Here is a 22,589-nt window from a genome sequence, read left to right on the forward strand (position 1 = left end):
CGTCGTCACCCGATCTGGGAGGCGGCCCAGTCCAGGTAGGCGCCGGGCAGCTCGCGCAGGATGCCGAGGGCGTCGGAGTCGGGCAGGTTCGGCAGCGCGCGCACCGCCTGCCCGGCCAACGACGTGCAGTGCGCGAGGGTGTCGGCGACCAGGCTGCTCTGCCGCAGCTCCGCCAGCAGCCCGGTCAGCTCCGCGTCGGTCAGCTCACGGCCGCGTCGCGCGAGCAGCGCGCGCTGGTCGTCGGTCAACGCCCGCAGCAGCGGGAGCGTGTAGACGCCCTGGCGGATGTCGTTGCCGACCGGCTTGCCGAGCCGCTGCGAGGTGGACGCCAGGTCCAGCAGGTCGTCGAGGATCTGGAACATCAACCCGAACAGCGCGCCGAAGCGGGCCATGGCGTCGGTGGTCGCCTCGTCGGCGTCGGCGCAGTGCGCGGCCAGCACGCAGCCGACCTCGAACAACGCGCCCGTCTTCAGCTCGATGGACCGCAGCGCGGCGGCCGGGTCGCGGTCGGAGTCGTAGAGGTCGACGACCTCCAGCACCTGCCCCTCGACCAGGTCCGTCACGGCCTTGGCGAGCGTGCTCGCGGCGAACGGCGAGATCCGGTCGAGCGCGGCCTGGCTCGCGCGGGCCAGCATGAAGTCGCCGACCAGCACGGCGGGACCCGTACCCCAGTCCGCGTTGACCGTGCGGACGCCGCGCCGTTCCTCGGCGTTGTCCATCAGGTCGTCGTGCACCAGCGAGCCGGCGTGCAGCAGTTCGACGCAGGCGGCGGCGGTGACCGCCTTGTCGGTGATGCGACCGGACACGGCCAGGGACCCGGCCAGGACCAGCACCGAGCGCAGCCGCTTGCCGCCGGCCGCGGTGATGCGGCCGGAGAAGGTGTTGACGATCGGCAGGGACGACGAGGTCGCCAGGGCCCGGATCTCGTCCTCGACCTTCGGCAGCGCACGGGCGAGCGCCGGCATGGTCGGCATGGTCGACTGCGCTTCGTTCGACTGCACTGTGGACACACGGTGATCGTCGCTCGCGGCGCCTGAGAGCCCGCTGAGACCGCCGCTCGACCAGCCGCCGGGCCGCCGCTCAGACCGCCGGTCGGACCGCCGCCGGGACCGCGGTCGTCAGAGCACCGAGATCGCGACCGCGAAGCACAGCACGGCGAGGCTCAGCACCAGGTGGACGAGCGAGGGCACCTCGGGCCGGCCGCCGGGGCACAGCGACCGCTCGGTCAGCACCGGTCGCCGGACTCCCGCGGCGTCGGCGTCGGCCACCGGCCGGACGACCCGGTCTTCGAGCGCGACGCCCGTTCCGAATAGGACGGACGAACCTGCCACACCACCCATGTGCGAGTCATTCGCTTTCCTTCCCGACACATTCCCCACACCTTTGGCGTCGGACGCGCGGGTCGACACGTTACTCGTTATCACGCTTTCGCAGACTCTCTTCCACCGCTGACAGCAGCCGGGCCCGGTCCTGCCGGGCCAGCCGCCTCCGTTCCCGCTCACGCACCCATGCTCGCACGTCGTCGGCCCCCAGGCCGACCGCTTCCCGGTAGAATTCGTCCTCGAACCACCACCACACCCGAATGCCGTAACGGGCAATGCGCACGGGCTGCTCCCGACGCAACACGTCGAGTGACGAGAAATCGGCGACCAGCACCGGCGGACATCCCGTGCCGACGAAGAAATGCCTTTTCCGGAACGCGAAGCGGCGATGGGTGAAGAATCCCGCGTTGGGGTCGGGCACCGGCCCACCAGGCGATGTCACGGGCCGTGGTCGGGCGAACGCGGGCGTCTCCGGCCACGACCGGCGGCGCACCGCCACCACCGCCCCGGCGGTCGCCAGGACCACGAGCACCACGACGACACCGACCACGACCCCGGACATGCTTGGACCCCCAAAGCGAGCGGTCGCCGAGCGCTCGACCTGGCAGACTCCCCTGCCGTGACGCTGACCGTCTCGTTCATCTGCACCGGCAACATCTGCCGTTCCCCCGTGGCCGCGATCATATTCCGCGAGCACCTGCGCCGGGCCGGCCTGGGTGATCTTGTGGAGGTGACCAGCGCCGGCACCGGCGGGTGGCACGTCGGTGACCCCGCCGACCCCCGGGCCGCGAAGTCGTTGGCCGACAACGGCTACCCGACCGGGCACAGCGCCGCCCAGGTCGACGACAACCACCTCGACGCGGACCTGTTGGTGGCGTTGGACACGGGGCACGCGCGGGCGCTGCGGCGACTGGTCGGCGACCCCGAGCGGGTCAGGCTGCTGCGCTCGTTCGACCCGGACGCGGACGGCGTCGACGTGCCCGACCCGTACTACGGCGACAAGGCCGGCTTCGACCGCGTGGTGGAGATGGTGGAGGCCGCGGTCCCGGGCCTGCTGGCCTGGGTGCGCGAACGTCTGTGAGACGAAGATCAAAGCGTCCTCGCCGGACGGGCAGGTCGGCGGGATGACACGAAGCCCTCCTTGCGAGGGAAGGGCGTGGTGAGGGAAGGGCGTGCCAGGCTTTCAAGCTTCTGCGCCAACCGGCCGAAGGGAAGCACCCCGTGGACAGCCGTAGATCACCAGCGGAGGCCGCGACGGAGCTGACCGGCGTGCCGGGCACCGGAGCCCGCCGGCTCGGCGCGACGGTGTGGGAGGTCACCCTCGCCAACGGCGACCTGGTGGTCGTCAAACGGCACGACGAGCCGAACGCGGCCCTGGCGGAGGCCGCCTCACTCCACTGGCTGGCCGAACCCGAGGGCCCACCGGTGCCACAGGTACGCGGCCACGACGGGCAGTGGCTCGTGATGGACCGGATCGAACAGGGCCGCCCGACCCCCACCGCCGCCGAGGAGTTCGGCCGCAGGCTCGCCGCCCTGCACGCGACCGGAGCCCCCGCGTTCGGCGCGCCGCCACCCGGCGGGCCGACCGAGGCGACGATCGGCCTCGCGCCGATGCGCAACGTCCCGTCCGACGACTGGCCCGAGTGGTTCGCCGAGCACCGGATCGCCCACTACGCCCGGCTCGCGGTGGACGCGGGCGCGTTGACCGCCGCCGAGGCCCGGACCATCGAAGGCGTGCGCGTGCAGGCGCCGCACGAGCCGCCCGCCCGCCTGCACGGCGACCTGTGGAACGGCAACGTGCACTGGGCCGCCGACGGCCGCGCGTGGCTGATCGACCCCGCCTCCCACGGCGGCCACCGGGAGAGCGACCTGGCCATGCTCGCCCTGTTCGGCTGTCCCCACCTGGACCGCGTGCTCGCCGCCTACGACGAAGCCGCGCCGTTGGCCGACGGCTGGCGGGATCGGGTGCCGCTGCACCAGCTGTTCCCGCTGCTCGTGCACGCCGCGCTGTTCGGCGGCGGCTACGCCGGACAGGCGTTGTCCCTGGCCCGGTCGCTGACATGATGACCGCATGGGGATCAAGGCGTTCGACCGCGACGACTGGCGGTGGCTCAACGAGCCGCGCGCGTGGAGCGACGGGGACGGGCTGACCGTCACCAGCGACCCGGAGACGGACTTCTGGCGCACCACCCACTACGGCTACGACCGCGACAGCGGCCACGTGCTCGGCGTGCCGCTGTCCGGCGACTTCACCATCGCCGCCTCGTTCACCGCGGACTACGCCGCCCAGTACGACCAGGCCGGCGTCGCGCTGTGGCTCGACGACCGGAACTGGATCAAGGCGGGCGTCGAGCTCGTGGACGACGAGTTCCAGGTCAGCACCGTCGTGACCAGGGACTTCTCCGACTGGTCGGTGGTGCCGGCCGGACGCGTCGGTCGGGTGACGATCGCGGCGGTGCGCGAGGGCGACGCGGTGACCGTCCGCTACGGCGCCGGCGACGCCGAGCCGACGACCCTGCTGCGGCTGGCGTACTTCCCGCCCGGGGTCGAGACGCTGGTCGGCGTGATGGTCGCGGCGCCGACGGGCCCGGGCTTCACCGCCCGCTTCGACCGGGTGCAGGTCACAACGGCCTAGGGCTTACCGTGGTCACGTGCGGTTGAGGTTCCTGTTGCAGCCCGGGTGGCTGGCGTTGACGCTGGCGGTCTGGGTGTTCGCGGGCGCGTGCTTCACGCTGCTGGCGCCGTGGCAGTTCGACCGCGACACCGAGCGCGACGCCCAGAACAACGCCGTCACGTCGTCCCTGCGCACCGACCCCGTGCCGGTCGCCACGCTGCTCGACCGGCCCGCCGCCGAGGTCGAGTGGCGGCGCGTGACGCTGACCGGCCGCTACCTGCCCGAGGGGCAGGCGGTGGCGCGGCTGCGGACCGTGCAGGGCGAGGCGGCGTTCGAGGTGCTGACGCCGTTCCGGCTGGCCGACGGGCCGACCGTGCTGGTCGACCGGGGTTACGTGCGGCCGGTCAACGGCATCAAGGTGCCCGACCTCAAGCCCGTGCCGACGGGTGACGTGACGCTGGTGGCGCTGGTCCGCCGGGACGAGTCGGACGCCCGGGACGCCTTCCAGGAGGACGAGCACCGGCAGGTGTACTCGGTGAACTCCGCCGTGGTCGGCCGGGCCGCCGGGCTGGACATCCGGCCGGGCTACTTCCAGCTCACCGAGGGCCAGCCCGGGGTCGAGGAGTCCCTGCCGCTGCCGAAGCTCGACGCGGGACCGTTCTTCTCCTACGCGCTGCAGTGGATCGCGTTCGGCGCGATGGCGCTCGGCGGCTGGCTCTACTTCACCGTCCGCGAGATCCGCCCCGGCGGCGCGCTCCAGGCGGACACCACCGGCAAGAAGGTCAGGCGGAAGTCCGTCGCCGAACAGCTCGCCGAAGACGAGGCCGCGCCAGCGCGATGACCGCGGTCACGGCCGCCGCCGACGCGCCGACCACCCGCGACAGCTCCACCGCCCGCGTCACGTGACCCGCGTCGGGGTTGCGGCCGTGCCCGAGCACCGGCCGGTCCTCCGCGCCGTGCGCGTACACCGTGCGCCCGCCCAGCCGGACCTCCAACGCGCCCGCGAACGCCGCCTCGACCTGGCCCGCGTTGGGGCTCGGGTGCGCCGCCGCGTCCCGCCGCCACGTCCGCCACGCCTCGCCCGCCGACCCGCCGACGACCGGCGCGCCCGCCGCCGTGAGCAGCGCGGCCAGCCGCGAGGGCAGCAGGTTCGCCACGTCGTCCAGCCGTGCGGCGGCCCAGCCGAACCGGCGGTAGCGCTCGTTGCGGTGGCCGACCATGGCGTCGAGGGTGTTCGCCGCGCGGTAGCCGAGCAGGCCGGGCACGCCCGCGACCGCGCCCCAGAACAGCGGGGCCACGACGGCGTCGGACGTGTTCTCCGCCACGGACTCGACGGTCGCCTTCGCCAAGCCCATGGTGTCGAGCTTGCGCGGCTCGCGCCCGCACAGGTTGGGCAAACGATTGCGCGCCGCTTCCAGGTCGCCGCCGTCCAGCTCGCGGCCCATCGCGGTGCCCTCGTCGGCCAACGACGACCCGCCGAGCACGATCCACGTGGCGGCGGCCGTGCTCAGGGCCTGGAAGACCTGGCTGCGCTTGCCGAGCCGCTCCACCGCGACTCCCGCGAGGACCGTGCCGCCGACGAGCGCCACCGTGTGCGCCACACCGCCCGCCCGGTGGTCGCGGTACAGCTTGCGCTCCAGCGCCGCCGCCGCCCGTCCGAATCCCGCTACCGGGTGATACCTCTCGGGGTCGCCGAACACCGCGTCAGCGGCCACGCCCAGCACCAACCCCACCGCGCGCCCCAGACTCACACGGGCACGGTAGCCCGCACGTGTCGGACCGCCGCATTAGGGTGGCGCACCGTGGAACCAGCCGGCCGCCTCAAGCTCTACGCGTACCTGGACGCCCGTGATCACCAGCGCACGTACCTGGCGATCATGCGGTTGTTCACGTCCACGCTGCTGGCCGACCTGTCGGCGGGCGAGGTCGCGGGCGCGTTGGCGGGCGCCGAGCGGGAGGGCCGGGTCGAGGCGGGCGAGTCGCGCATCGAGAACGTGATCAACCGGCTCCGGCAGCTGGTCGAGTGGGGCAACCTGGTGCAGGGCAGGCGCGAGGTGGTGGCCTCCAGCATCGCCGAGTTCCAGCACGGCAGCGTCCGCTACCAGGTCAGCAAGCTCGCGGTCCGGGTGCAGCGCGACGTGGACGAGCTGCTGCGCGTGCCGGAGGGCGCCCGTGAGGTGTCCCGGGAGCTGCTGCCCGCCGTGGAACGCGGCCTCGACCGGCTCGGGCAGTCGCTGTCGGAGGCGTTGATCAGCGGCGCGCCCCGCTCGCGCGAGGTGCTGGCCGAGCAGGTCACCACGCTGTTCCTGCAGCACGCCGAGCTGGCCGCGACCGTGCGCGACTTCTACGCCTACCTGGGTCAGGTCGTGACGCGGCACCACCTCGCGCCGGACGAGATCTCCGGGTTCCGCAACCTGCTGGTCGAGTACATCCAGATGGTCGTGGAGGACGTGCTGCGGCACACGCCGGCCATCGCGGACGCCCTGGCCCGGGTCACCTCCGCGCGGTCCGAGCTGCTGCGCCTGCTGGGCCGTGCCGACCTCGGTGAGAAGGTCGAACGGGCCCGCGGGCGGTCGGCGGAGGACTGGCAGGACCTGACCGACTGGTTCGTGGACCGCCCCGGGCGGCCGAGCCAGGTGACGGCGTTGCGGGAGGCGACGGCGCGCGCGATCGGGTCGCTGCTGGCGAGCGTGAAGCGGGCGACGTCCGGTGGCGGGCTGCTGCCGAGCCGGCGGGCCGAGCTGCTGAAGCTGGCCGGGTGGTTCGACGCGGGGACGCGCTCGGAGGCGCACGAGCTGTACGCGGCGGCGTTCGGGCTGTACGCGGCGCGGCACGTGTCGCCGGCGCCCGAGCACGACCGCGACAACGAGCGCACGCCGTGGCGTGACGGACCGGTGGTCGACGTGCAGGTGAGCGTGCGCAGCCGCGGGGATCGCGGCGCCCGCGGGCGGACCTCGCGGATCCTGGACGACCCGATGACCGAGCAGTCGCTGCTGGCCGAGGCGCGGGAGGCCGACGAGCGGCGGGCGGCGTCGGTGGCCGAGCTGGCGGCGGCGGCGCCCCGGCTGTCGTCCACGACGTTGTCCGGTGAGGCGCTCGAGGTGCTGTGCGAGCTGCTGACCTTGGCGATGGCGCAGCGCGACACCGCGGCCGACCCGGGTTCGGCGACGGATCCGGTGCGCGGGCTGCGCGTGACCGTGTCGCACGCCGCCGGGCGTTCGACGCGGATCCGCTCGGCGGCGGGCACGTTGACGCTGCACGACTCGACGTTGGTGCTCGACTGATGTTCGACGACCTCTCCGAGATCGACGCGGCGAACGTGGTGCGCTGCGCCCGCACCCTGCTGCGACGGCCGCTGCTGCGCGCCGACGGGCCGGACGGCGAGCTGTTGACGCTGGTCTACCGGCACCGGGCGGCGTTGCAGGACCTGTTCGCCCGGCAGCTGGGCTACCGGCTCGTGGTGGAACGGCGGTTCGCCCGGCTCTACAAGGCGGGTCCGGGTCCCGACGACTCGCGCGGCGTGCTCGGCATGTCGCCGCGCGGGTACGCGTACGTGGCGCTGACCATGGCGGTGCTGACCGGGGTCGGGCGGCAGGCGCTGCTGTCGCGGCTGGTGGCGGACATCCGCGCGGCGGCGGTGGAGGCCGGGCTGACCGTGGTGGACGACGTGGCGGACCGGCGGGCGTTGACGGCGGCGTTGCGGCACCTGGTCTCGCTCGGCGTGCTGCACGAGACCGAGGGCGCGGTGGACGTGCAGGCCGAGGCGTTGATCACCATCGACACCGACCTGCTCGGGCAGCTGCTGACCGGGCCGGTGGCGGAGGCGTCGTCGCCGTCACGGCTGGTGGAGCTGGCGGCACGGCCCGGTCCGCGCGGCGTGGAGCACGCGGTGCGGCGCAAGCTGGTGGAGAACCCCGTCGTGCTGTACGCGGACCTGCCGCCCGAGCAGGCGGAGTGGTTGCGGCGCAACCAGCGCAAGGAGTCCGCGTTGCTGGAGACATGCTTCGGCCTGCACACCGAGTGCCGGGTCGAGGGCGTGCTGGCGGCCGATCCCGAGGACTACCTGACCGACCTGTACTTCCCCGGCACGTCCACGGTGGCGCGGATCGCGTTGCTGGCGCTGCCGGAGCTGCTGGAGTCCGACCCCCGCCCCTCCGACGGGCGGCACGTCGTCGTCCGGGCGGAGTTGCGGTCGGCGTGCGAGCGGTTGGTGGAGGACTACCCGACCGCGTGGTCCAAGCAGTTCACCGAGGACCTGGACCGACTGGTCGACGAGGTGCTGGAGCTGTTGCGCCGCATGGGGTTGGCGGTCGCCTCCGCGGACGGGTGGCTGCTCAACGCCGCCGCGCACCGGTGGCTGCCCTCGCCCGACGGCGACCCCGAACGTGACGTGGAGCCGGTGGTCGTGCCGGACGTGCCCAGCTGGTCGTTGTTCGATGAGGAGACCGCGTGAACAGGTGGCGGCTGCACAGGGGCGGCATCGTCAACATCTGGCAGTACACCGAGCAGACGTTCGACTTCTCGGGTGGGCGCGCGATCTTCCAGGGCACCAACGGGTCCGGCAAGTCGCGCACGCTGGAGCTCCTGCTGCCGCTGTGCCTGGACGGCGACCTCCGGCAGGTCGGGTCCAAGGGCTTCGACACGGTGTCGCTGAGGCGGCTCATGCTGGACGACTACGACGGCGGGCCGAACCGGATCGGGTACGCGTGGGTGGAGCTGACGCGTGGTTCCGGGGAGTACCTGACCTGCGGGTTGGGCGTGAAGGCGTCCAAGACCTCGCAGGCGATCACCGACTCGTGGCGGTTCATCACCTCGTCGCGGGTGGGTCACGGGTTGACGTTGGTCGGCGCGGACCGCACGCCGTTGGGCCCGGCGCAGTTGCGCGACCTGATCGGCGCGGACTGCGTGCTGGAGGAGGCGGCGTTCCGGGCGCGCGTGGCCGAGACCGTGTACGGCGTGCCAGGGCCCCGGTACGGCGACCTGCTGCACCTGCAGCGGACGCTGCGCAACCCGGACGTCGGGTTGAAGGTGCTGGAAGGGCAGCTGGAGCAGATCCTGTCCGACGCGCTGCCGCCGTTGGACCAGGCGATGGTCGAGCAGCTGGCGACGTCGTTCGACGACCTGGAGTCGATCCGGGAGAACATCACGCGGCTGTCGTCGGCCGACGCGGCGCTAAGCACGTTCCTGAAGACGTACTCGGACTACGCGTTCGGCGGGCTGCGTGCGGCGGCGGAGCGGTTGGGCGGGGCCGAGGACGGGGTGCGGAAGCTGGAGCGGGCGTCGGCCCGGCTGGCGGCCTCGTTGGAGGAGGCGCTGGCGGCGCGTGCGGCGGCGGAGCACTCGGTGGCGTCGTTGGAGGCCGGTGAGCAGCAGGCCGAGGAGACCATCGGCGCGCTGAAGGAACTGCCGGCGTTCCGCGATCTCCAGGACCTGCAGACGCGCGAGAAGCTGGTGGCGGAGAAGCGTTCGTCGGCGGTCGCGGCGCTGGACATGGCGAACAAACAGCGGTTGCAGGAGGACGGCGCGGTCGACGGCGTGCTGCGGCTGCTGCGGCGGTTGGCCGAGGACCTGGGTTCGGCGCAGGAGCTGGTCGAGCCGCTGCGCCACCACCTGCGCGTGGCCGGCCTCCCCACCGACACCGTGCCGGACGTGCCGCGGGTGTCGAGCTCGGAGGCGGTCGTGCGCACGGAGTCGGTGCGGGCCAAGCCGGACCCGGAAGCCGAGCCGCTGCCGATCGAACGCCGCGTGCCGCCTTCGGTCTCCGTCGACGAGGGGACGTTGGAGGAGGTGGCGGCGCGGACGTCGGAGATCGCTTCGGCGGCGCGGCAGCGCGGTGCGTTGGCGTTGGCGTTGGCGGCGCGGGCGGCCGAGCTGGATTCGGCGCAGCGGAAGGTGGAGGCGCTGCGGCAGACGGCGCGGGACGCGCAGCACGCGGCGACCGAGGCGGCGGCGTTGCGCAACCAGGAGGCGCAGGAACTGGCCGAGGTCGCCCAAGGGTGGTTGGCCGACGTCGAGTCGTGGCGGGCCTCCGGCCCCCTGGCCGCCTGCCACCCCGATTCACCACTCCCCCTGCCGACCTCCGTCGACCCGGCCACCGCCCGCTCCCTGACCACCACCGCCCGGGAGTGGGTGAGTCCCCTGGTCACCGCCGCCCGGGACGGCGCGCACACGGCCGCCCGGCGACGTGCCGACCTGGTCACGTCGATCAACGGCCGTGACGCCGAACTGTCGCGCCTGCGCTCGGGAACCGCCCACACCCCGGACCGGGGCCGCTTCACCGCGTCGGACCGGGACCCGACCACCGGCGCCCCGTTCTACCGCTTGGTCGACTTCCACCCCACCGTCGACGACAGCTCCCGCGCAGGCCTGGAGGCAGCCCTTGAGGCATCAGGCCTCCTGGACGCCTGGGTAACACAAACGGGTGAACCTGGCCCGAACATGTACGGAAACACTGTTACCGCACCTCGGTTGAAAACCAGCGGACCCGCCGAAACCACCCCAGACCGCCCCGACCCAGCCCTCTCCGATCCCGCCCTCGCCGACCCCGCCACCACCGCCGACCCGACCCACACCGCACCTGCCGGGCACCCCACACCCGCGGCACCCGGACAGGACGTGCTGGCCGTCCCCTGCACCCCGGTCGACGGCCCGTCCCTGGCGACGGTGCTGATCCCGGCCGTCGAGCCGGCCTCACCGGTCCCGGCCGCGGTGGTGGCGGACCTGCTCGCCTCGGTGTCCCTGCGGACCCTGGCCCCGGCCGCCGGCGCGTTCGCGGTGTCCCCGGACGGCCACTGGCAGGCAGGCGTGCTGACCGGCGCGTGGCACAAGGAGGCGGCGGAGTTCATCGGCGCCGGTGCCCGCGAAGCCGCCCGCCAGCGCCGGATCGCGGAACTCGAGGACGAACTGGCCGCCCTGCGCGCCGACCTCGGCGTGGCGGAAGCCGACCTGGCCGCCGCGCACGGCCTGGTCAAGCAGTGGGAGACCCACCTCGACCGCTTCCCGGCCGACCGCGAGCTGGTCGCCCGCCACGGCCGCCTCCAGGCCGCCCAGGAATCCTCCGACCGCGCCGCCCGCCGCGCCGAGGAGCTGCGCGACGAACTCGCCGCCGCCCAAGCGCGTGGCGAAGCCGCCGCCGCCGAAGTCGTGCGCCAGGCCGGCGACGCGGACCTGCCCGCCACCACCGACGGCCTGCACCAGGCCCAACAGGCGGCGGCCGAGGCCCAGCGCACGGCCGACCGGTTGGGCGACGTCCTGCGCCGCCAGTGCCGCGGCACCGTGGCCGACCTGACCGACGCGGCGCACCGGTACCACGCGTCCGTGGACGATCGGGCCGCGGCGGAGGCGGATGCGGAGGCGCGGTGCGTCGACTACGCGTCCCAGGCGTCGACGTTGGCCGAGCTGACCGACGCGATCGGTGGCGAGGCAAGGGAAATCGCGGACCAACTGTCCACTTTGGATCGTTCACGGCGCGAGATGCGCGATGAGCTCAAGAGCGTGCGCGAACAGGTCACCTCGGCACGCGAGCAGGCCGCGAAGCTGAACGCCCAACTGGACACGTCGGCCGAACAACTCGCCACCGCCCGCGACGCCCTGACCCGCGCGACCGAGCACTTCAAGGCCACCGTGCAGGCGCCCGGCATCCTCGTGGCCGCCCTGCCGGACACGCCGGACGACGTCACGTCGGTCCGCACGGCACTGGCGGCGTCCGACCGGCGCGGCGCGGGCGAGGCCACGGTGATCACCAAGCTCCAGGCGTTGCAGACGTCGCTGGCCGGCAGCCACGACATCGCCGCCGAGCAGCACGTCGGCCTGCTCACCGTCACCGTCACCGGCGAGGAGGGCGCCCGCCCGGTCGCCGTCGCCGCACGGCAGGTGACCGCGAAACTGGCCGAACAGCGCGGATTCCTCGACGAGCAGTACCAGAACATCTTCGCCGACTACCTGATCCGCGACCTGGCCGAGTGGCTGCGCGGGCAGATCGCCGTCGCCGAGGACCTGTGCAAGCGGATGAACGAGGTGCTCGGCAAGGCCCGGTCCAGCCAGGGCGTGCACGTGAAGCTGGCGTGGAAGCCGTCGTCGGCGTTGGAGGAGGAGACGCGCGACGCGTTGGCGCTGGTCCGCCTCCCCTACGCGCAACGCGATCCCGAGCAGGACGCCACGCTGCGCCGCGTGTTCACCGAACGCATCGAAGCCGAACGCGACGCGCACACCGGCAACTACGCCGAAATCCTGTCCCGCGCCCTGGACTACCGGACGTGGCACCAGTTCACCGTCACGGTCGCCGACACCGGCCCGGACGGCAACCCGCGGGAACGCAGGCTTCGGCAGCTGTCGTCCGGCGAGACGCGGCTCATCTCGTACGTGACGCTGTTCGCGGCGGCGGCGTCGTTCTACGACGCGGTGAGCGGCGAGTTCTCACCGTTGCGGCTGGTGCTGCTGGACGAGGCGTTCGAGCGGCTGGACGACCCGACGATCGCGCGCATGCTCGGCCTGCTGGTCGACCTCGACATGGACTGGGTGATCACCTGGCCCAGCGGCTGGGGCGTGTCCGACAAGATCCCGCGCATGCACATCTACGACGTGCTGCGACCGAAGAACGGGCGCGGCGTGGCGTGCACGCAGACCACGTGGGACGGCGCGGCGCTGGACCGGGTCGACCCCTAGGCGCCGACCCGTCGTCAGACACACACCTTGCGGGCGTCACGGTAGGCGCGCGCCGCGGCCATGAGGGCGTCGAGCGCGTCACGGGTGCGCAGCAGCTCGTCGATGTGCGCGGAGAGCCGGTCGCGTTCGTCGGCCATGCGCTCCATCGCGGCGTCGGAGTTCTCGTCGCTGGGCGAGTCGACGCACGGCAGCAGCTCGCCGATGGTGCGGCTGGACAGCCCGGCCGCGTACAGGCGCTGGACGAAGGCGACCCGCTCGACGTCGTCCTCCGTGTACTGCCGCTGCCCGCCCGCGCTGCGAGTGCTGCTGAGCAGTCCCTGCTCCTCGTAGTACCGCAGCGAACGGACGCTGACTCCGGCCCGCGCCGCGAGGTCACCGATCCTCATCCGACCCTCCCGAGTGTGACACCGGCCGCACGACTTGCCTCTCACATTGATGTCAGGTTTTAGCGTACCGGTCGGGCCCGTCGCGGGCCGCCTCGACCAGCACGAAGGAGCTCCGGCATGACCACGCTGTTCGACCGCTACCGCCTCGGCGGTCTGGACCTGCCCAACCGCGTCGTGATGGCGCCGATGAGCCGGGTCCGGGCCGCGGCCGGCGGTCTCGCGACCCCGTCGATGGCGACCTACTACGCCCAGCGCGCGTCGGCCGGGTTGATCGTCTCCGAGGGCGTGCAGCCCAGCCTGATCGGGCAGTCCAACCCGGGCACACCGGGCCTGCACACCGACGAGCAGGTGGCGGCCTGGCGGCCCGTCACCGACGCCGTGCACACCAACGGCGGACGCATCTTCGCCCAGATCATGCACGGCGGCCGGGTCTCGCACCCCGACACCACCGGTTTCCAGCCGGTCGGACCGTCCGCCGTCGCCGCCGTGGGCGACGTGTTCACCCCGAACGGACCACGGCCCGCGCCGGTGCCCCGCGCCCTGGGCACCGCCGAGGTGCCCGAGCACGCCCGTTCGTACGCCGAGGCCGCCCGCCGCGCCGTCGACGCCGGGTTCGACGGCGTCGAGCTGCACGGCGCGAACGGCTACCTGATCTCGCAGTTCCTGTCGTCCAACGCCAACCTGCGCACCGACTCCTACGGCGGCCCGATCGCCCACCGCATCCGGTTCGCCGTCGAGGCGGTCGCGGCCACGGTGGACGCCGTCGGCGCGGAGCGCACCGCGATCAGGCTCTCGCCCGGCGCCACGTTCTGGGGCGTCGAGGAGACGGAGGTGCCGCAGCTGTACGCGGCGCTGCTCGCCGAGCTCGCCCGCTTCGACCTCGCCTACGTGCACCTGGAGGCGACCGCCGACGAGGAGGTGCTGATCGGGCTGCGCCGCGCGTGGCCGGGCACCCTGATCATGAACCCGGTGGTCCCGATGGGTCCGAAGCAGACCGACCGGGCCGCCGCCGACCACTGGCTCGGCCTGGGCGCGGAGCTGATCAGCTTCGGCCGTGCCTTCATCGCCAACCCCGACCTGGTGGAACGGCTCCGCACCAACCTGCCGATCGCGCCCGTCGACGTCGACGCGTTCTACCAGGGCGGCGACACGGGCTATCTCACCTACTCGGCGTACCAGCACACCGCGTGACCGGAGCGGGGGTCCGCCTCGCGCGTCGATCCGGTGGGGCGAGCGCCGTCGCTAGACCACGTGACTGGGTGTGCGGCGGCGCACGCCACCCGCGGCCAGGAACTCGGCCACGGGCAGGGTCGCCGCGCCGAGCGCGACCGACTCGGGGCCCAGTTCGCACAGGGTGATCGACGCCTGCTCGAACGGTCGGCGCAGGGCGTGGCGGGAGGCCTGGGCGCGGACGTCGTCCAGGATCCGCCCGCCGAGCAGGAGCCCGGCCCAGCCGCCGACGATCACCTGGGACGGGTTGAACAGGTTGATCAGGTTCGCGATGCCGAGGCCCGCGTACCGGGCGGTCTCGGCGAGGACGTCCCGCGCCGCCCGCGAACCGTCGGCGACCAGCGCCGCCAACGCCGCCTCCTGCTCGGCCGGCACGTCCGCCTTCACCGCGCGGTACCGCTCCACCACGGCCGACGCGCCGATGTACGCCTCCAGGCACCCGTGCGCGCCGCACCGGCACGGGCGGCCGTCCAACGCGACCGTGGTGTGGCCCCACTCCCCCGCGCCGCCCGACGAGCCGCGGTACAGCACGCCGCCGGTGATGACGCTCGCGCCGACGCCCGACCCGATCAACGCGACCACCGCGTCACCCGTGCCGCGGCCCGCGCCGAACCAGACCTCCGCCTGCCCCAGCGTGTTCGCGCCGTTGTCCAGGAACAACGGCAGGTGGGTCCCGGTCCGGAGCAGCTGTTCCAACGCGACGCCGCGCCAGCCGACGGTCTGCGCGTACACCAGCCCGTGCTCGACCTGCCCCGGCACGCCGATGCCGACGCCGAGCACGTCGCCGACCCCGCTGACGGCGAGGCACCGGTCGAGCCCTTCGAGGACCCGCCGCGCCACGTCGTCGACCGAGTGGACGTCCGGCTCCATCGGGAACGTCGCCTCCGCCAGCCGTTGCAACGTCAGGTCGAACACCTCGACCAGCACGTGCGTCTCGCCGACGTCGACACCCACCACCGCCGCGTGCGCCGGGTCGACCCGCAGCAGCACGCGAGGCCGCCCGCCGTCCGACTCGACCTGCCCGGCCTCCACCACGACACCGTCCGCCATGAGCTCGGCGACGACGTTGCTGACCGAGGCCTGGCTGAGGCCGGTGACGCCCGCGAGTTCCTGCCGGCTGCGCGGTTGGTCGAAGTACAGCGCGCGCAACACCCGCGCCCGGTTACCGGCACGCAGGTCGCGCACGGTCAGCTTGCGGTGCACGGCGACCCCCATCGGGCGAGTAGGACCACGGCCGCCACACGGGCGCGTAGAACTCCCGACGTTAGTCGGTTGCGATCCGCTTGGTGCTTCATTTGCCGTGCGCTTCCAGCAGTGTCCGCCCGATTCGGTGCAGGTCGGCGTCGCCGGCACCTGCCGCCCCTCGTCGGCCGACACGGCGTGGACGACCCGGCGGTCGTCCGGTGGTGGCTCGCGCGCGACCCGGCCGCAGTGGCGCGCCGGGTCAGTCGACCGCCGCCCACGACTGGATCATCCGGTAGGCGATGGAGGCGCCCGGCGCGAGCAGCAGGTCGGGCACGCTGCCCGGCTCGGCGAGCGCCTGCCGCACGTCGGCCCGGCTCACCCACCGGGCCTGCGCGATCTCACCGTCCGCGAGCCGCAGCGGCTCCGTCGGGTCGGCCACCGCCTCGAACCCCACCATCAACGACCGGGGGAACGGCCACGGCTGGCTGCCGAGGTAGCGGATGCCGACGACCTCGACGCCGACCTCCTCCTCGATCTCCCGCGCCACGCACGCCTCCAGCGACTCGCCCGCTTCGACGAACCCGGCCAGCACCGAGTACCGCCCCTCGGGCCACCCCTCGCCACGGGCGAGCAGCACCTGGTCCGCGCCGTCGTGCACCAGGCAGATCACGGCCGCGTCCGTGCGCGGGTACTCCTCGCGCCCGCACCGCTCGCAGACCCGAGCCCACCCGGACTTGATCGACTCGGTCGTCCCGCCGCACGCCGCGCAGAACCTCGCCGACCGGTGCCAGTGGAACAACGCCACCGCCGACGTGAACAAGCCCGCGCCGGTGTCGTCCAGCAGCGCGCCGCACGCCCGCAGGTCGAGCCACTGCGGCTCGTCCGTCAGCTCCGGCCGGACCCACGCCCGGCCGGAGGGCGCGCTGACGTCCGTCTCGTCGTCGGTCAGCGGAACCGCCCAGTACGCCACGCCGTCCTGCTCGCCGAGCAGCACCGCCGTGTCCGGCGGACCGTCGCCGAGCTCGGTGGCGGGGCGGTCGACCAGGCGCGAGGCCTGGTCGGCCACCAACGTGCGGCCGTGCGCGTCCACGGTGAGGACGCGCGCCTTCGGCCACAGCTGCGCGATCCGCTGCGCGTCGCCGCGCAACGGCTCCCGCCGATCCACCGTGAACCGCGACAGGGCGGGCAGTTCCACCAACTCGAAGCTCACGGCAGGGTCACGCCACCCAGCGCCCGCAGCTGCGAGGTCAGCAGGTCAGCGTCACCCACCAGCACGCCGGTGAACGACGTCGGCGCGAAGAACTCCAACGCCACCTCGGTGACCTGCTCGACGGTGACCGCCGCCAGCCGGCTCGGGTGCCCGGTGAACCACTCCACGTCCAGGCCGAGCCCGGCGAGGTTCATCAGGTACGACGCCAGCCCGCCCTGCGACGACGTCGCGGTCAGCAGCGACCCGATCGCGTACCGGCGCGCGGTGTCCACCTCGGACTCCGTCGGCGGCACCAGGCCGAGCCGGCCCAGCTCGTACCGGGTCTCGAGCAGCGCCGCCGCGGTCACCTCGCTCGCGGTGTCGGCGTCCACCAGCAGCGTCGCGCCGCCCGGCGTGAACTCAGGGTGCGACCGCGCGCTGTAGGTGTAGCCCTTGTCCTCGCGGATGTTCTCCACCAGCCGGGACGAGAAGAACCCGCCGAACACCAGGTTCGCCAGCTGCAACGCCGGGTACCGGTCGTCGGTGCGCTCCAGCCCGCGCCCGGCGAGCCGGATCTGGGACTGCACGGCACCGGGACGGTGCACGAACAGCACGTCACCACCCCGCACGGGCGGCAGCGGCGACAACGCCACCGCGGTGCCCTCGCCGGTCCAGCCGCCCAGCGCGCTCTCGACCGCGCGCACCGCCGCGTCCGGCGACACGTCGCCCACCACGACGATCGCCGAACCGCGCGGCAGCACGGCCGACGAGTGCAGCGCCAGCACGTCGTCCCGCGTCACCGCCTCGACCTCGTCCGCCTCGGGCATCTCCTTGGCGAACGGGTGGTCGCCGTACAGGTGGCGCTGCAACGCCTCCCGCGCGATCACGTTCGGCTGCGAGCGCGCCAGCCGGATCCGCTCCACCAACCGCGCGCGTTCCCGCTCGACCTCGTCGGCCGGGTAGGTCGCGCCGGTCAGCACGTCCCGCAGCACGTCCAGCACGGTCTCGAAACCGGACACCAGGGCGTTGCCGGAGAACGCCAGCCGCTCCGGGTCGACCACCGCGTCCAGCTCGCCGCCGACCAGGGCCAGCTCGGTGTCCACGTCCACCCGGCTGCGGGTGGACGTGCCGGTGAGGATCGTGTTCGCCAGCACCTCGGCGCGGGCCGCGTGCGTCGAGCCGACGCTGCTCGCCGCCGGGTCGCCGAACGGGATCCGCAGCCGCACCTCCACCAGCGGCACCGAGTCCCGGCGCACGGCCAGCACCCGCAGGCCGTTGGCCAGCGTGGTGTCGACGGTGTCCAGGTCCGCCGCCGCCCGCTGCTCGCCCAGCTCCGGGAACGGGCGAGGCCCTAGCTCCGTACGGCCGATCTCGTCGGCGCTGCGGTGCTTGGTCGGGGCGCTCACTCGGTACCTCCGTCGGCGGGGTTGAGGATCAGGACGGCGCGCGAGTCGGGCCGCAACGCCTTGGCCGCCGCGGCGACCTCGTCGGTGGTGATGCCGGCCAGCTTGTCCGGCAGCTCGTACAGCAGCTCCGCCCGGCCGAACAGCAGCTCGGCCGACCCGAGCCCCAGGGTCCGGCTGGTGAGCCGGTCGTGCTCGCGGTGCATGGTCGACACCCAGCGGGCGGTCACCTTCGCCAGCTCCTGCTCCGTCGGCCCTTCCTCGGCCAACCGCAGCAGCTCCTCGTCCACCGCCGCGAGCACCTGCTCGGAGGTGACCTCCGCCGGGTGGATCGCGGTGATGCTGAACGTGTCGGGGTCGCGCGCCTCCAGCGGCCCGAACAGACCGCACCCGGCGCCGACGTCGACCACGATCGCGTCGCGGTGCACCAGCCGCTGCTGCAGCCGCGACCCGTCGCCGTCGGTGAGCACACCGGCCAGGACCAGGTACGCGAGGTAGCCCTCGACCTCGTTCACCGGGTCCGGGATGCGGTAGCCCACGGCGATGGCGGGCATCGGCGCGTGCTTGTCGGTGTGCTCGGCCCGCACCTCGCCCTTCGGCGCGGCCTCGGCGAACGACGGCCGAGACGGCACCGGACGGGCGGGCACGTCACCGAAGTGCTTCTCGACGAGTGCCTTCGCCCCTTCGGGGTCGAAGTCGCCCGCCACCGTGAGCACGGCGTTACCCGGCGCGTAGTAGGTGTCGAAGAACGCGGCGCAATCGTCCACGGTGGCGTTCTCCAGGTCGGTGAAGTCGCCGTAGCCGTTGTGCGCGTTGGGGAAGGTCTGGAACAGGACCGGCGGCAGGAGGATCCACGGGAACCCGCCGTACGGTCGGTTGAGCACGTTGAGCCTGATCTCCTCCTTCACGACGTCGATCTGGTTGCGCAGGTTCTCCTCGGTGATCTTCGGCGCCCGCATGCGGTCCGCCTCGAGGAACAGAGCCCGCTCCAGTGCCGCCGACGGCAGCACTTCGTAGTAGTCGGTGTAGTCGGGGTGGGTCGAGCCGTTGAACGTGCCGCCCGAGGACTGCACGTGCCGGAAGTGGGCCAGCTTCTCCAGGCTCTCGCTGCCCTGGAACATGAGGTGCTCGAAGAGGTGGGCGAACCCCGTCCGCCCCTCGGGCTCGGAGCGGAAACCCACGTCGTAGTGCACGCTCACCCCGACGACCGGGGCGCTGCGGTCGGGTGCGAGCACCACCCGCAGACCGTTGGGAAGCGTGAACCTGTGCAGTTCGGGTAGCGCCATGAACGCAGCCTACGGGTTCACACCACCGCCGGGCTCGATGGTCGCCCACCCACCGAAGCGTCCCGCTACGCCCAGCGCGAACCGACCGGGTTCGGACCGGCCGACCAGCGCCTCGACCGCCGATCCGGAGTCGGGCACGCGCCCGCGCCGGTCCGGACCACCACCTGTCTCAGCAGGCCGCCCACCCGGTGGAGCCGGCGCGTGTGGACACCGGGTCGGCCGCGGCCGCACCCCCGTGGACCTTCGCCCGCCGCCCGCGGGTTCGTGTTCGGGGATGGCTCCAGTGTCGAACCTCTGTTCGAGATGTGCAAGATCACTTTCGAGTGAACGTCGGGTCAGCCCCGCAACGACCTGAGGTGACCCGCCTGCGCCAGCACCCCGTCCACCGCGCCCAGGAACGTCGGGAACCGCTGCGCGAACCGCCGCAGGTCACCGCCCTGCTCCGCCTCGCCGAACCAGTACAGCCCCGGCCGCGTGCCGGCGAACGTGGCCAACCACCGCTCCGTCTCCCCCAGCACCACCGCGTACGGCAACGACCGCGAGAACACCATCTCCCGATCGGACTCCGGGATGTCCTGCGGCGTCGCCGTGTGCAGGTACCCGCGCAACCCCCGCACGTGCTCCAACAAGACGCTGCCGCGCTTGGTCCGAGCGGGCATGGTGCGAGCGCCCACCGCCAACGCCACCCCGGCGACCACGACCACCAGCCCGAACAGCGCCGCACCGCCGGCCAGCGCCAGCACCACCGTCAGCACCGCGCCCAGCACGGCGACCCCGACACCGGCCCACCACCACAGGTTGCGCTCGGCGTCCGGCCGGCGCGCGAACCAGTTCTTCGCCACCACGTCCGCGTACAGCGCGTCCCGCACGCGAGACAGGTCGATCCGCCTGCCCCGCAGCTCCGACAGCGACACCGCGTCCACACCGTCGGGCAACAACGCCTCGTACACCGCGCGTTCGTACCCCGACAGCGCCGGGTCGGCCGGGTTGCGCCGCACGAACCGCCAGTCGTGCCCGTCGACCTCTTCGATCCACACGTAGTTGCGCACCGCGAGGTCCACGATCGTCGCGGTCACGTCGACCACGTCCACGTGCTCGTCCACCACGGTCCCCACCTGGCCGGGCAGAACGCCGTCCGGCGAGGCGAACGCCACCCGCCCGGAACCGTCGGTGACCAGCACGTTCACCGGCCCGACCTCACCGGCCAAGGCCCGCGCGTCACGGCCGCGGAGGTACCACAACAACAACCCGCCGCACAGCAGCAGCACGACGAGCCCACCGAGCCCGGCGCCGGTGAGGGGGGTTAACGCGAACGCCGCCGCCAGCCCGGACGACTCCTCCACGCGCGCGTTGGCGGGAGCCGCGCCCTCCTGCAACCCGACCGTCACGTCGACCCGCTCGCCTGCGGCCAGGCCGATCTCGGTCACCCGCACGCCGCGCCCGTCGCCCAGGTCCGCGCTGGTGCACGGCTTCGACGTGCCCGGCTCGCCGGCCAGGCAGTTCACCGACCGCGGCACGTCCGGCGTGATCACGGAGGCCTTCACCGAGTCGAGCGGGGTGTCCCAGCCGCTCGCGGGCTGCCAGCGCAGCTCCAGCGTGTCGCCGATCTTGGCGACGGCGCCGACCACGGAGTACTTGACGGTGGACGTGCCCGCCCGGAGCGCGATCCTCAGCTCGTCGTCCGACGCGGTGGCCGTGCCCGTGCCGTCCACCGCCGCGTCGCTGACCTGGAACACCCGCTCGCGATCGGCGGAGACCGGCACGCGCAGCGGGACGACCCGCGTGGCGGTCCCGCCCTCGGGGACGGTGACCACCTCGGTCACGGTCAGCCTGCCGTCGCGCTCCAGTTTGAGCCGCACGTCCGCGCCGACCGTCCCGGGCAGTCCGGCCGCGTCGCTCGGCTGCGCCGTCGCCGTGCCGGCGCCCGCGCACAGCGCGACCGCGCAGGTGGCCGCCGCTCCCCAGTTTTTCAACACGGCCGCGGAGAATAGCGGAGTTCCCCTAAGCTCTTGTGCTGATTCGGGCATCCGCGATATGGGGGACCACCAGCGATGACGCAACCACCGCCGCCGGGTGGCTGGCCGCCGCCACGACCGGTTGGGCCGCCGCCGATGCCCGCCCCGCTCCACCACCAACAGCCCCAGCAGTGGCCCGCCCAGCAGCAGCCGCCACCGCCGTCCTGGCCGGGGCAGGCGCCCGCGATGCCGCCGCCGACGGCCCCGCGGCAACTGCCGCCCATGGCCCCGCCGCAACCGCCGCCGGTCAACTGGGGTCCGCCGCCCGGACCACCCCAGGGCTGGGGCCCCGCTCCGATGCCGTACCCGCCGCTGCCGCGGCAGAAGAGCAAGGGCCCGCTGGTGGCCGCGCTGGTCGTCGGCTTCCTCGTGCTGGGCGTGGTCACGATCGGCATAGTCGCCGCGAACAGCGGCTCCAAGAAGACGAGCGATTCGGCCAACGCCGGGTACGACAGCTACACGTACACACCCGAACCCACCACCACCACGACGACCACGACGACGTCCGCCACGTCGAGCAGCACGCGGACCACGTCGACCAGCACGTCGAAGGCCGGCCCGAAAGCCGTCATCGCGCTGGGCGACAACCCGATCCACGCCGCGGGCCTCGGCGCGTTCAACATCGGCGGCTGCCCCCTGCCCGCGATGGAGTACTCGCCCGCCGGCCAGGACCGGTTCCTCAGGGCCTCGCTGCCGTGCATCGAGGCGATGTGGAAGCCGTCGTTCGAGCGCGCGAACCTGCCCTACCAGCCGGTCGAGCTGGTCATGGTGACGTCCCAGATCACCAACACGTGCGGCTCCATGGGCCCGGACCGCACGGCCATGTACTGCGACGGCACCATCTACTGGACGCCGAACCACTACGCGAACGAACAGGGTTCGGCGAACCCCAACCACCCGGGCAAGTACCTGGGCCAGCTCGCGCACGAGTACGGCCACCACGTCCAGTGGCTGTCCGGCATCCTGCGGGCGTCCGGCCAGGCCCAGTACGAGAAGGGCGGCTGGGACACCCCCGAGGGCCTCGACCTGAACCGGCGCAAGGAGCTGCAGGCCACGTGCTTCGGCGGGATGACGCTCGCGCCGCTGTCGCACGGCGCGGTACCCGCCGACGTCATCTCGGTCGCCCTGACGGACGCGGGGAACCGGGGCGACTACCCGATCTACCCCAACCGGGACCACGGCGCGCCCGAGCGGAACGCCGCGTGGGTCAACCACGGGTTCAAAAACAACGAGACGAGCGCGTGCAACACTTGGGTGGCGAGCGCGGCGGACGTCAGCTGACCCGACTGGAGGAC

19 protein-coding genes are annotated in these 22,589 nt (G+C 73.1%); 9 read left to right on the forward strand and 10 right to left on the reverse strand.

Going from position 1 to position 22,589, the window contains the following annotated elements:
- Positions 1-5 precede the first annotated feature (5 nt).
- From AB0H12_RS19150 to AB0H12_RS19160, 3 genes are all read right to left on the reverse strand, one after another.
- Complete coding sequence (locus tag AB0H12_RS19150) at positions 6-1,010, reverse strand: polyprenyl synthetase family protein (RefSeq protein ID WP_499624179.1); 1,005 nt, start codon at positions 1,008-1,010, stop codon at positions 6-8.
- A gap of 108 nt (positions 1,011-1,118) precedes the next feature.
- The gene (locus tag AB0H12_RS19155; RefSeq protein ID WP_499624180.1) at positions 1,119-1,340 is read right to left on the reverse strand and encodes a hypothetical protein; all 222 of its coding nucleotides are present in this window, start codon (positions 1,338-1,340) and stop codon (positions 1,119-1,121) included.
- Positions 1,341-1,410: 70 nt separating this feature from the next.
- Positions 1,411-1,884 (reverse strand): hypothetical protein, encoded by a 474-nt coding sequence (locus AB0H12_RS19160; protein WP_499624181.1) that lies wholly within the window; start codon positions 1,882-1,884, stop codon positions 1,411-1,413.
- 63 nt (positions 1,885-1,947) lie between these two features.
- Between AB0H12_RS19160 and AB0H12_RS19165 the strand changes: the two genes are divergently transcribed.
- The 4 genes from AB0H12_RS19165 to AB0H12_RS19180 all read left to right on the forward strand — a co-directional run bounded on the left by AB0H12_RS19165 (position 1,948) and on the right by AB0H12_RS19180 (position 4,777).
- Positions 1,948-2,403 carry a low molecular weight protein-tyrosine-phosphatase gene (locus tag AB0H12_RS19165; RefSeq protein ID WP_499624419.1) on the forward strand — a complete coding sequence of 152 codons (456 nt, stop codon included), beginning with the start codon at positions 1,948-1,950 and terminating at the stop codon, positions 2,401-2,403.
- Positions 2,404-2,543: 140 nt separating this feature from the next.
- Complete coding sequence (locus tag AB0H12_RS19170; RefSeq protein WP_499624182.1) at positions 2,544-3,386, forward strand: fructosamine kinase family protein; 843 nt, start codon at positions 2,544-2,546, stop codon at positions 3,384-3,386.
- 7 nt (positions 3,387-3,393) lie between these two features.
- Positions 3,394-3,957 carry a DUF1349 domain-containing protein gene (locus AB0H12_RS19175; protein WP_499624183.1) on the forward strand — a complete coding sequence of 188 codons (564 nt, stop codon included), beginning with the start codon at positions 3,394-3,396 and terminating at the stop codon, positions 3,955-3,957.
- Between the two features lie 16 nt (positions 3,958-3,973).
- Complete coding sequence (locus AB0H12_RS19180) at positions 3,974-4,777, forward strand: SURF1 family cytochrome oxidase biogenesis protein (protein ID WP_499624184.1); 804 nt, start codon at positions 3,974-3,976, stop codon at positions 4,775-4,777.
- Here AB0H12_RS19180 and AB0H12_RS19185 read toward each other — a convergent pair.
- Positions 4,719-5,687, reverse strand: coding sequence for a cobalamin biosynthesis protein (locus tag AB0H12_RS19185; RefSeq protein ID WP_230567214.1), 969 nt, complete (start codon positions 5,685-5,687; stop codon positions 4,719-4,721). The genes AB0H12_RS19180 and AB0H12_RS19185 overlap by 59 nt on opposite strands.
- 51 nt (positions 5,688-5,738) lie before the next feature.
- Between AB0H12_RS19185 and AB0H12_RS19190 the strand changes: the two genes are divergently transcribed.
- The 3 genes from AB0H12_RS19190 to AB0H12_RS19200 are packed head-to-tail and all read left to right on the forward strand — an operon-like array spanning position 5,739 to position 12,600.
- Positions 5,739-7,220, forward strand: a complete 1,482-nt coding sequence (locus AB0H12_RS19190) for a DUF2397 domain-containing protein (protein ID WP_499624185.1) — start codon at positions 5,739-5,741, stop codon at positions 7,218-7,220.
- Complete coding sequence (locus AB0H12_RS19195) at positions 7,220-8,389, forward strand: TIGR02678 family protein (RefSeq protein ID WP_499624186.1); 1,170 nt, start codon at positions 7,220-7,222, stop codon at positions 8,387-8,389. The genes AB0H12_RS19190 and AB0H12_RS19195 overlap by 1 nt, the downstream gene beginning before the upstream one ends.
- Positions 8,386-12,600 (forward strand): SbcC/MukB-like Walker B domain-containing protein, encoded by a 4,215-nt coding sequence (locus AB0H12_RS19200; RefSeq protein ID WP_499624187.1) that lies wholly within the window; start codon positions 8,386-8,388, stop codon positions 12,598-12,600. Before AB0H12_RS19195 ends, AB0H12_RS19200 begins: the two co-directional genes overlap by 4 nt.
- A gap of 14 nt (positions 12,601-12,614) precedes the next feature.
- On the opposite strand, the gene AB0H12_RS19205 is transcribed toward AB0H12_RS19200, so the two are convergent.
- Positions 12,615-12,986 (reverse strand): MerR family transcriptional regulator, encoded by a 372-nt coding sequence (locus AB0H12_RS19205; RefSeq protein WP_499624188.1) that lies wholly within the window; start codon positions 12,984-12,986, stop codon positions 12,615-12,617.
- Between the two features lie 117 nt (positions 12,987-13,103).
- Here AB0H12_RS19205 and AB0H12_RS19210 point away from each other — a divergent pair, with 117 nt between their 5' ends.
- Positions 13,104-14,177, forward strand: coding sequence for an alkene reductase (locus tag AB0H12_RS19210; RefSeq protein ID WP_499624189.1), 1,074 nt, complete (start codon positions 13,104-13,106; stop codon positions 14,175-14,177).
- Positions 14,178-14,228: 51 nt separating this feature from the next.
- Here the strand turns inward: AB0H12_RS19210 and AB0H12_RS19215 are convergent, their stop codons facing one another.
- From AB0H12_RS19215 to AB0H12_RS19235, 5 genes are all read right to left on the reverse strand, one after another.
- Positions 14,229-15,431: an ROK family transcriptional regulator gene (locus tag AB0H12_RS19215; protein WP_499624190.1), complete on the reverse strand. Its 1,203-nt coding sequence runs from the start codon at positions 15,429-15,431 to the stop codon at positions 14,229-14,231.
- 229 nt (positions 15,432-15,660) lie between these two features.
- A complete protein-coding gene (nudC, locus tag AB0H12_RS19220) occupies positions 15,661-16,611 on the reverse strand; it encodes an NAD(+) diphosphatase (RefSeq protein WP_499624191.1) in 951 nt (316 codons plus the stop codon).
- Positions 16,608-17,996 carry a M16 family metallopeptidase gene (locus tag AB0H12_RS19225; RefSeq protein ID WP_499624193.1) on the reverse strand — a complete coding sequence of 463 codons (1,389 nt, stop codon included), beginning with the start codon at positions 17,994-17,996 and terminating at the stop codon, positions 16,608-16,610. Before AB0H12_RS19225 ends, nudC begins: the two co-directional genes overlap by 4 nt.
- Positions 17,993-19,279, reverse strand: a complete 1,287-nt coding sequence (locus tag AB0H12_RS19230) for a M16 family metallopeptidase (RefSeq protein ID WP_499624194.1) — start codon at positions 19,277-19,279, stop codon at positions 17,993-17,995. The genes AB0H12_RS19225 and AB0H12_RS19230 overlap by 4 nt, the downstream gene beginning before the upstream one ends.
- Positions 19,280-19,614: 335 nt before the next feature.
- Complete coding sequence (locus tag AB0H12_RS19235; protein ID WP_499624195.1) at positions 19,615-21,255, reverse strand: DUF2207 domain-containing protein; 1,641 nt, start codon at positions 21,253-21,255, stop codon at positions 19,615-19,617.
- Positions 21,256-21,390: 135 nt separating this feature from the next.
- Here AB0H12_RS19235 and AB0H12_RS19240 point away from each other — a divergent pair, with 135 nt between their 5' ends.
- Positions 21,391-22,575: a neutral zinc metallopeptidase gene (locus AB0H12_RS19240; protein WP_499624196.1), complete on the forward strand. Its 1,185-nt coding sequence runs from the start codon at positions 21,391-21,393 to the stop codon at positions 22,573-22,575.
- The last annotated feature ends 14 nt before the right edge of the window (positions 22,576-22,589 follow it).

It is taken from the genome of Actinosynnema sp. NPDC023794, assembly GCF_040639675.1.
Classification (GTDB): Bacteria; Actinomycetota; Actinomycetes; order Mycobacteriales; family Pseudonocardiaceae; genus Actinosynnema; species Actinosynnema luteola.

Excerpts from the sequence above, each read along its gene's own strand:
- AB0H12_RS19155 (WP_499624180.1), bottom strand. The coding sequence starts at position 1,340 with ATGGGTGGTGTGGCAGGTTCGTCCGTCCTATTCGGAACGGGCGTCGCG.
- AB0H12_RS19160 (WP_499624181.1), bottom strand. The coding sequence starts at position 1,884 with ATGTCCGGGGTCGTGGTCGGTGTCGTCGTGGTGCTCGTGGTCCTGGCG.
- AB0H12_RS19175 (WP_499624183.1), top strand. The coding sequence starts at position 3,394 with ATGGGGATCAAGGCGTTCGACCGCGACGACTGGCGGTGGCTCAACGAG.
- AB0H12_RS19195 (WP_499624186.1), top strand. The coding sequence starts at position 7,220 with ATGTTCGACGACCTCTCCGAGATCGACGCGGCGAACGTGGTGCGCTGC.
- AB0H12_RS19205 (WP_499624188.1), bottom strand. The coding sequence starts at position 12,986 with ATGAGGATCGGTGACCTCGCGGCGCGGGCCGGAGTCAGCGTCCGTTCG.
- AB0H12_RS19210 (WP_499624189.1), top strand. The coding sequence starts at position 13,104 with ATGACCACGCTGTTCGACCGCTACCGCCTCGGCGGTCTGGACCTGCCC.
- AB0H12_RS19215 (WP_499624190.1), bottom strand. The coding sequence starts at position 15,431 with ATGGGGGTCGCCGTGCACCGCAAGCTGACCGTGCGCGACCTGCGTGCC.
- AB0H12_RS19230 (WP_499624194.1), bottom strand. The coding sequence starts at position 19,279 with ATGGCGCTACCCGAACTGCACAGGTTCACGCTTCCCAACGGTCTGCGG.
- AB0H12_RS19240 (WP_499624196.1), top strand. The coding sequence starts at position 21,391 with ATGCCCGCCCCGCTCCACCACCAACAGCCCCAGCAGTGGCCCGCCCAG.